This window comes from Stutzerimonas zhaodongensis (assembly GCF_003696365.1).
In the GTDB taxonomy this organism is placed as follows: domain Bacteria; phylum Pseudomonadota; class Gammaproteobacteria; order Pseudomonadales; family Pseudomonadaceae; genus Stutzerimonas; species Stutzerimonas zhaodongensis.
In genome coordinates this window covers 1-6,200 of sequence record NZ_RFFM01000013.1, presented here as the reverse complement: position 1 = coordinate 6,200, position 6,200 = coordinate 1, and the positions used below count along the sequence as shown (strand labels likewise).

Sequence of the window (6,200 nt, the reverse complement as noted above, 5' to 3'; positions counted from 1 at the left end):
GGGCGCGCGACATGCACGAATGCATGCTGATCGACGCATTCAGCTAAAAGAAACCGGCATGGGAGAACGTAGGCGTAGGGTGGCGATTAGCTGGACCCGAACGGAGTGTTGCGTGGCGGAATGCAGCCGGCAGCGACCAATTCCATAAGGGCCGAGCGTCGGGAAAAGGGTGCGGGACAACAAGGCTGAACGGGTCACGCGAGAAATGCAGTTTCTCAAAAAATGAATTGCGACTGTTAGGTGTAGGGTTAAGTGCGTAAGCATATCGTGACAGCACTCACTCTATTTCTCAGCGGCTTTGTTAACTAAGCCGAAACGCTCAGAGCGATCGAACCGCACTCGCGAGATGGGAAGGGAACATAATCGTCCGGGATTCGAAAGGAAACGCTCATTACTGGTCAGAGTGGGTAGAGTATGGTGACCAGTACATTGCTGAGGCAAAACAAACTGCCGCACAGCAAGATGCTGATCCCAGCTATCTACCACAGTATTTATTCACCATAGTGCAGAAGCATTGGCACCAGATGCTTCGCCGTTACTCAGCTGGCTGTCGTGTAAAAAGTCTTGCGCAGTACTTCCCAGGCTTGCTCGATGCATGGGAGCGTTCCGAGCAATTAGGCGGCAAAATATGGAGCGAAGAGCAGCAGGTAATCCGTAGGTCTTGGAAGGTTAATCTCGATCATTATATAAGCTGCTTTTGGCTTGTGGGACTTGGACTTGCGTTAGAGATTCCGGATGATCAATGGTCGCGACTGATGGCGCTCGTTGGAAATGAAGGGCAAGACCGTCTTCTTGACAAGATCATATCCAAACGTACACCGGGAAGAGTGATCGGGGATGAGCTGCTCTATCCGAAACCTTACGCGTTGCTGTTGGGGGCTATAGAGGCGCCAGTTGAGAATCAGGCCCTCCTTCTCAAACAGTTTGTTGAGTCTTGGTTCGATGGGCTTGGCGTCGCTTCGCGAAATGCAAAATACGCCCAAGCTACCAAGGTTGGCTATCCGTATTGGTATAAGTACGGTGATGAAAACTTTGCCGGTGGCGCTTACTTCGGTCGGTGGTGCGTAGAGGCCGTCGCTGCTGCAAAAGTATTTAGCATTGACGACGCGCTATGCATTGGCCATCAACATTACCCAGATGAGCTGATACATCCGTCGAGCAGTGAGGCCGCCTCATTGGCGTCAGATGAAAGTAGGAGCGAACGCCCTGCACAGCCTTCTACTAAGCGAAGCTTAATAGCTCGTTTTCTCAGCCGCCTGAAATGAAGATGAGCATTGATCTCCGGCTTAGTGAACGAGTGCTGGGTAGCTTTATGAGACGTACTGTCAGCTGTATTTGAATCGTGATGGCGCTTCGGCGAGAGGGTGGTAGATGAGAGACGAGTTCATTCAGCTGCTTATTGGAAATCTAGGTGAAGCGGGTTCACGCCGAGATGTGCCTGAATCGAGTATTGAGAAGTATCGCTCACGGCTGCCTGACGCCTTGTTGCGTTACTGGCAAGAGGAAGGCTGGTGCTCTTACGCCGATGGTCTGTTCTGGATAGTTGACCCGGAACCATATCAGGAAATATTGGACATGTGGCTCCATGGCACTGAACTGGCTGACATAGACAAATATCACGTCATCGCCCGAAATGCCTTCGGTTCGCTATATGCATGGGGTGAGCGTTACCAGCGCATGATCACCGTCTCCAGCCTGGCCGGCGGCATCGTTGCGTTAAAGAACCAACTGCAGAAAGTCAATCCAAACCCCGATCAGGCGCTTGGGATTTTCCTAGCTACATCCCGCAGAGATAGCCTCGACTTCGATGATGAGCAGGGTAAAGCCCTATTTCAACGGGCACTTGCGAAGCTAGGGCCGGTTGGAGAGCATGAAATGTATGCGTTCGAACCCGCGTTGTGTATTGGCGGGAAGGCGGACCTTGAGCATATGTTCAAGCTGAACATGGACGTTCACCTGATGATACTTGATCAATTGCGTCGTTAAGGCGGCGCTTCTCAGAGCCATTGATGATCAGCCGCATCCCGCGCCGGCCCCGCTCCTTGCTTCGATATAGGGAGGCGCCGGGACGCTTGCTCCTCGAATGCGGTGGGTCATAACCTGGCGCGTATTGCGGGGGCATCGAAAGGCCAGTCAAAAATGTAAAGTAGAGTGAAATGAAGCTTAATTTTTTTTGGAATGAGGTGGGGGATGTGAGGGAACCCAGCTGTCACTCCGATGTGATAGGGATAGATGGAGTGGATTTCCTATCATGCTTGTTATCCGATAATGGCGGCCAACAATATAAGGACACCGTGAAGTGGTTGAATGAAGGTCTGTCGAGGATACAAGCGGTAAAATACAATGCGGTAAGTATTGCCGAGTGGATTCGTGACAGCTGGGGAGCAGAGCTATCCGGTGAAATGGCAAAAATATATTCGCTATACGACGACGATTATTTTGAAGTCATAAGTATTGACGACTTGGAAGAAGCTATTGTCATGTGGCGAGAATTTATTTGCGAAGGCTAGAGTAGGTCATAAGCAGGCCTCAATTTGAGGCCTGATTGGGCGGTGGTAGTCGGTTCATGTAGAGCCAACCGAGCTTATCTTCACGCTGAATCAATCGTGTGCCTAGGGTTTCGTTTAGCGGCCTTATCTTTGGAACGTGACCTACAATCAGCTTACGTTTCTCCGCGCATTTTCTTCCTGCGAGTTAGCCTGCTATGCACAAGCCAACTAGGTTCGGCATGCGTTTGCGGAGCAGGTCAGATAACACTCGCAGTTTCGCAGGATGGCTACGAGCGTGAGGGTAGATGAGGTCAGCGCGCTAGGCATCCAATTGGCGAACGGGGCAGATCGGAAATGAGCGTATGGCTCGCGCTCACCCCGTCATCGAACACGGAGCAATACCAATGATTGCTGAAGATTTTGAATTGGTTAAGGCCATATTTTCCCTAGTGGATGAAGGGATTGTCTCCGGTTACGACGCGTTTCGGCTCGAAGTTGAAGTCAATGATGACTATATTCTGGAAGAGCTGACAGTCGAAAAAGACAGTGTCGAAGTCACGAACGCTGAAACGGATTTCAATGGTGCGGCTCTGTACGATCTCGTCCAAAAACTACGAGCTTTAGCTAAGGCTCGCGGCGAGAACTGGAGCGAGTTTGTAATTTCTTACCGTCATGGCGAGAAGGTGCATACGAAATTCAAATACTGACGGGCATTGGTATTACGTAAGTTTTCCCTGCATCGGCAGTGCTCATGCTGCCACTGGGGCGAGGTGCGGCAGTAAAAGCCGACAGCGCTCAAAAGGCGCAACGTCATACCTCTTGAAAATGTTTGAGGCGAACGGCACCTGGCCGGCTAGCGCGCCTAGTGATCGCCGATAAACTTGCTCAGGAACTGCCGTGTGCGCTCATGCTTCGGTGCACTAAGCAGCTGCCTGGCGTCGCCTTGCTCGACGATTACACCATCATCGATGAAGATCGCCCTGTCGGCGACGTCGCGGGCGAAGCTCATCTCATGGGTGACGATGACCATGGTGCGCTTTTCCTCGGCCAAGCAGCGGATGGTAGAGAGCACTTCGCCGACTAGTTCCGGATCCAACGCAGAGGTCGGCTCGTCGAACAGGATTACGTCCGGCTGCATGGCCAGCGCGCGGGCAATCGCCACTCGCTGTTGCTGGCCCCCGGAGAGGCGTTTGGGATAGGAGTCTTCCTTGCCACCTAGGCCGACCTTGGCCAGCAATGCGCGGCCGCGTTCGAGTGCCTGGGTGCGCGGCTCCTTCTTCACCTGCACCGGCCCTTCGATGACATTCTCGAGGGCTGTGCGGTGAGGGAACAGGTTGAAGTTCTGGAACACGAAACCGACGTGCAGGCGCAGCTGGCGGATCAGCCCTTGCTGCGCCCTGAGCGGTTTATCAGCATCGATATGGATATCCCCGACGGTGATCTGCCCACCGCTGGGTTGCTCCAAAAGGTTGAGGCAGCGCAGCAGAGTGGTCTTGCCCGAACCGCTGGGGCCGATGATCGCCAGCACTTCGCCGGGGGCTATATCGAGGTCGATGCCCTTGAGCACCTCCTGGCCCTTGAAGGCCTTTCTCAGGTTGCGCACGAAAATCATCAGGCGTCCTGCTCGTGTCGGTTGACCCGGTCTTCCAGGCGACCCTGAAAGTACGCCAGCACACTGGCCAACAACCAATAGATCAGCGCGGCGGCGAGGTACATGGTGAAGATCTCGAAAGTGCGTGCGGTGATCAGCTGCGCCTGGCGGAACAGTTCCGGAACCTGAATGGTGGCCGCAAGGGCAGTGTCCTTTACCAGCGAGATGAAGCTGTTGCCCAGTGGAGGCAGGGCGGTGCGGGCGGCCTGTGGGAGAACGGCTCGATACAGGGTCTGGGCGCGACTCATGCCGATACTGGCGGCCGCTTCCCATTGGCCACGGTCGATGGACGCGATGGCAGCGCGCAGGATCTCGGCGGTGTAGGCGGCCATGTTCAAGGAGAAGCCAATAAGCGCAGCCGGTAGCGGATCGAGCTGGATGCCGAGTTGCGGCAGCCCGTAATAAATCATGAACAGCTGAACAAGCAGCGGCGTGCCGCGGAAAAATGAGACGTACACCCGCGCCAGCCACTGCAGCGGCCAGTAAGCGTACAGCCGCAGCAGCGCCAGGCCAAAGCCGAGCAGCAGGCCGAAGAACATCCCGCCCAGGCTCAGCACCACGGTCCACCACGCGCCCTTGAGCAGAAACGGCAGCGAGTCCAGCGCCAGTTGCAGGCTGCTGTCGATCATTGCGTGACGTCAGCCCCGAACCACTTCTCGGAAAGCTGTTTCAGCGTACCATCGGCGCGCAGCTTGGCGATGGCCGCGTCGATAGCAGCAAGCAATTGTGGGTTGCCCTTACGCAGGGCAACACCGGACTCCTGGCGGGAGAAGGCGTCACCAGCCACGGCCAGGCGATCGCCGGTCTTCTCTACCATTTCGAAAGCGGCCAGACGGTCGACCAGGATGACGTCGATGCGGCCGACGTTGAGGTCCTGAAACTTGGTTGGGTCGTCGTCGTAGGTGCGGATTTCGGCTTGTGGCACGTTTTCCTTGAGCCACTGCTCGTAGTTGGTGCCAAGGCCCACGCCAACCTTCTTGCCGGCCAAGTCGTTCGGACTCTTGATCGTGTCGGCATCGGCCTTACGAGTCAGCGCCTGGATACCGGAAACGGTGTAGGGGGTAGAAAAGTCGTACTTCTGTTTGCGTTCATCGGAGATCGTTACCTGGTTGATCACGACATCCAACCGCCTCGATTCCAGCGCGGCGAGAATGCCGTCCCATTTGGTTGGCTGGAACGCGGCCTTGACCCCCAGTTCCTCTGCCAGTGCCTCGGCAAGGTCCACCTCGAAGCCGGTCAACTGGCCGCTGGCATCCTGGTAGTTGAAGGGCGGGTAAGTACCTTCCAGTCCAACCTTGAGGGTTCCGTTCGACTTGACCTCATCGAGGAGATCGGCGGCGAAAACCGGGGTGAACAGGCTAGAGCCAAGCAGAAGACTCAGGCTGCCGAGCAGGAAATGACGACGCAGCGTGGTGAATGGCATGGCTGACCTCTCGATGGGAAATTCAACTAACTCTAAGGGTGCGAGTTTATTCCATAAAATAATTAGTAATTATCATGACCAACAATTATGGAATATAGCATCTGCTCTCATAGTGCCCATGGATGATAGGCGAATAGCGCCGGGGTACCACCGGTGTGTAGGAACAGCAGCGGACACCGGCCAGGAAAGGCACCTCGGGCAATGCCATCAAGCAAGCCCGCAAAAGCTTTGCCGGTGTACACCGGGTCAAGCAGGACGCCTTCCTGCTCGGCAAGCAACCGGATCGCGGCCAGCGTGCCGGCGTTCGGCTCGCCGTAGCGGGGGNTACCCCGATCGCCCGGATGCCCGGCTGTGCATATTCGAGCGCCAGGGCCAGGCCACTGTGGGTCCCTGCGCTTCCGGAGGCGAGCAAAACGGCATCAAAGTCCTCGCCAGTGCCTTGCATCTGCTCTGCCAGCTCCAGCCCGGCGCGCACATAACCCAGGGCGCCGAGCGCATTGGAGCCGCCGATGGGCACCACGTAGGGTTTACGACCGGCGCCACTGAGCCGGTCTGCAGCGGCCCCTAGCAACTCGTCTGCGTTATCCAGGTTGGCGACTGTTTCGATGTCGCATCCGAACAGGTCTAGCAGCAAGCG

7 protein-coding genes and 1 pseudogene are annotated in these 6,200 nt (G+C 55.7%); 4 read left to right on the top strand and 4 right to left on the bottom strand.

Going from position 1 to position 6,200, the window contains the following annotated elements; translation table 11 throughout:
* Nucleotides 1-359 precede the first annotated feature (359 nt).
* The 4 genes from EA797_RS21485 to EA797_RS21465 all read left to right on the top strand — a co-directional run bounded on the left by EA797_RS21485 (nt 360) and on the right by EA797_RS21465 (nt 3,196).
* On the top strand, nt 360-1,265 hold the full coding sequence (locus EA797_RS21485; protein ID WP_341866929.1) for a PoNe immunity protein domain-containing protein: 906 nt from the start codon (nt 360-362) through the stop codon (nt 1,263-1,265).
* 106 nt (nt 1,266-1,371) lie between these two features.
* The gene (locus tag EA797_RS21480; RefSeq protein WP_122168993.1) at nt 1,372-1,986 is read left to right on the top strand and encodes a GAD-like domain-containing protein; all 615 of its coding nucleotides are present in this window, start codon (nt 1,372-1,374) and stop codon (nt 1,984-1,986) included.
* Nucleotides 1,987-2,156: 170 nt separating this feature from the next.
* Nucleotides 2,157-2,510 carry a hypothetical protein gene (locus EA797_RS21475; protein WP_244214186.1) on the top strand — a complete coding sequence of 118 codons (354 nt, stop codon included), beginning with the start codon at nt 2,157-2,159 and terminating at the stop codon, nt 2,508-2,510.
* Nucleotides 2,511-2,851: 341 nt separating this feature from the next.
* Complete coding sequence (locus tag EA797_RS21465; protein ID WP_425275598.1) at nt 2,852-3,196, top strand: hypothetical protein; 345 nt, start codon at nt 2,852-2,854, stop codon at nt 3,194-3,196.
* Between the two features lie 155 nt (nt 3,197-3,351).
* Here EA797_RS21465 and tcyN read toward each other — a convergent pair whose 3' ends face one another.
* The 4 genes and pseudogenes from tcyN to EA797_RS21445 all read right to left on the bottom strand — a co-directional run.
* On the bottom strand, nt 3,352-4,101 hold the full coding sequence (gene tcyN / locus EA797_RS21460; protein WP_122168989.1) for an L-cystine ABC transporter ATP-binding protein TcyN: 750 nt from the start codon (nt 4,099-4,101) through the stop codon (nt 3,352-3,354).
* A complete protein-coding gene (gene tcyL, locus EA797_RS21455; protein WP_122168987.1) occupies nt 4,101-4,769 on the bottom strand; it encodes a cystine ABC transporter permease in 669 nt (222 codons plus the stop codon). Before tcyL ends, tcyN begins: the two co-directional genes overlap by 1 nt.
* Nucleotides 4,766-5,563, bottom strand: coding sequence for a cystine ABC transporter substrate-binding protein (gene tcyJ / locus EA797_RS21450; protein WP_122168985.1), 798 nt, complete (start codon nt 5,561-5,563; stop codon nt 4,766-4,768). The genes tcyL and tcyJ overlap by 4 nt, the downstream gene beginning before the upstream one ends.
* A 107-nt stretch (nt 5,564-5,670) precedes the next feature.
* Nucleotides 5,671-6,200 (bottom strand): annotated as a pseudogene (locus tag EA797_RS21445) (pyridoxal-phosphate dependent enzyme); the annotation flags it as partial.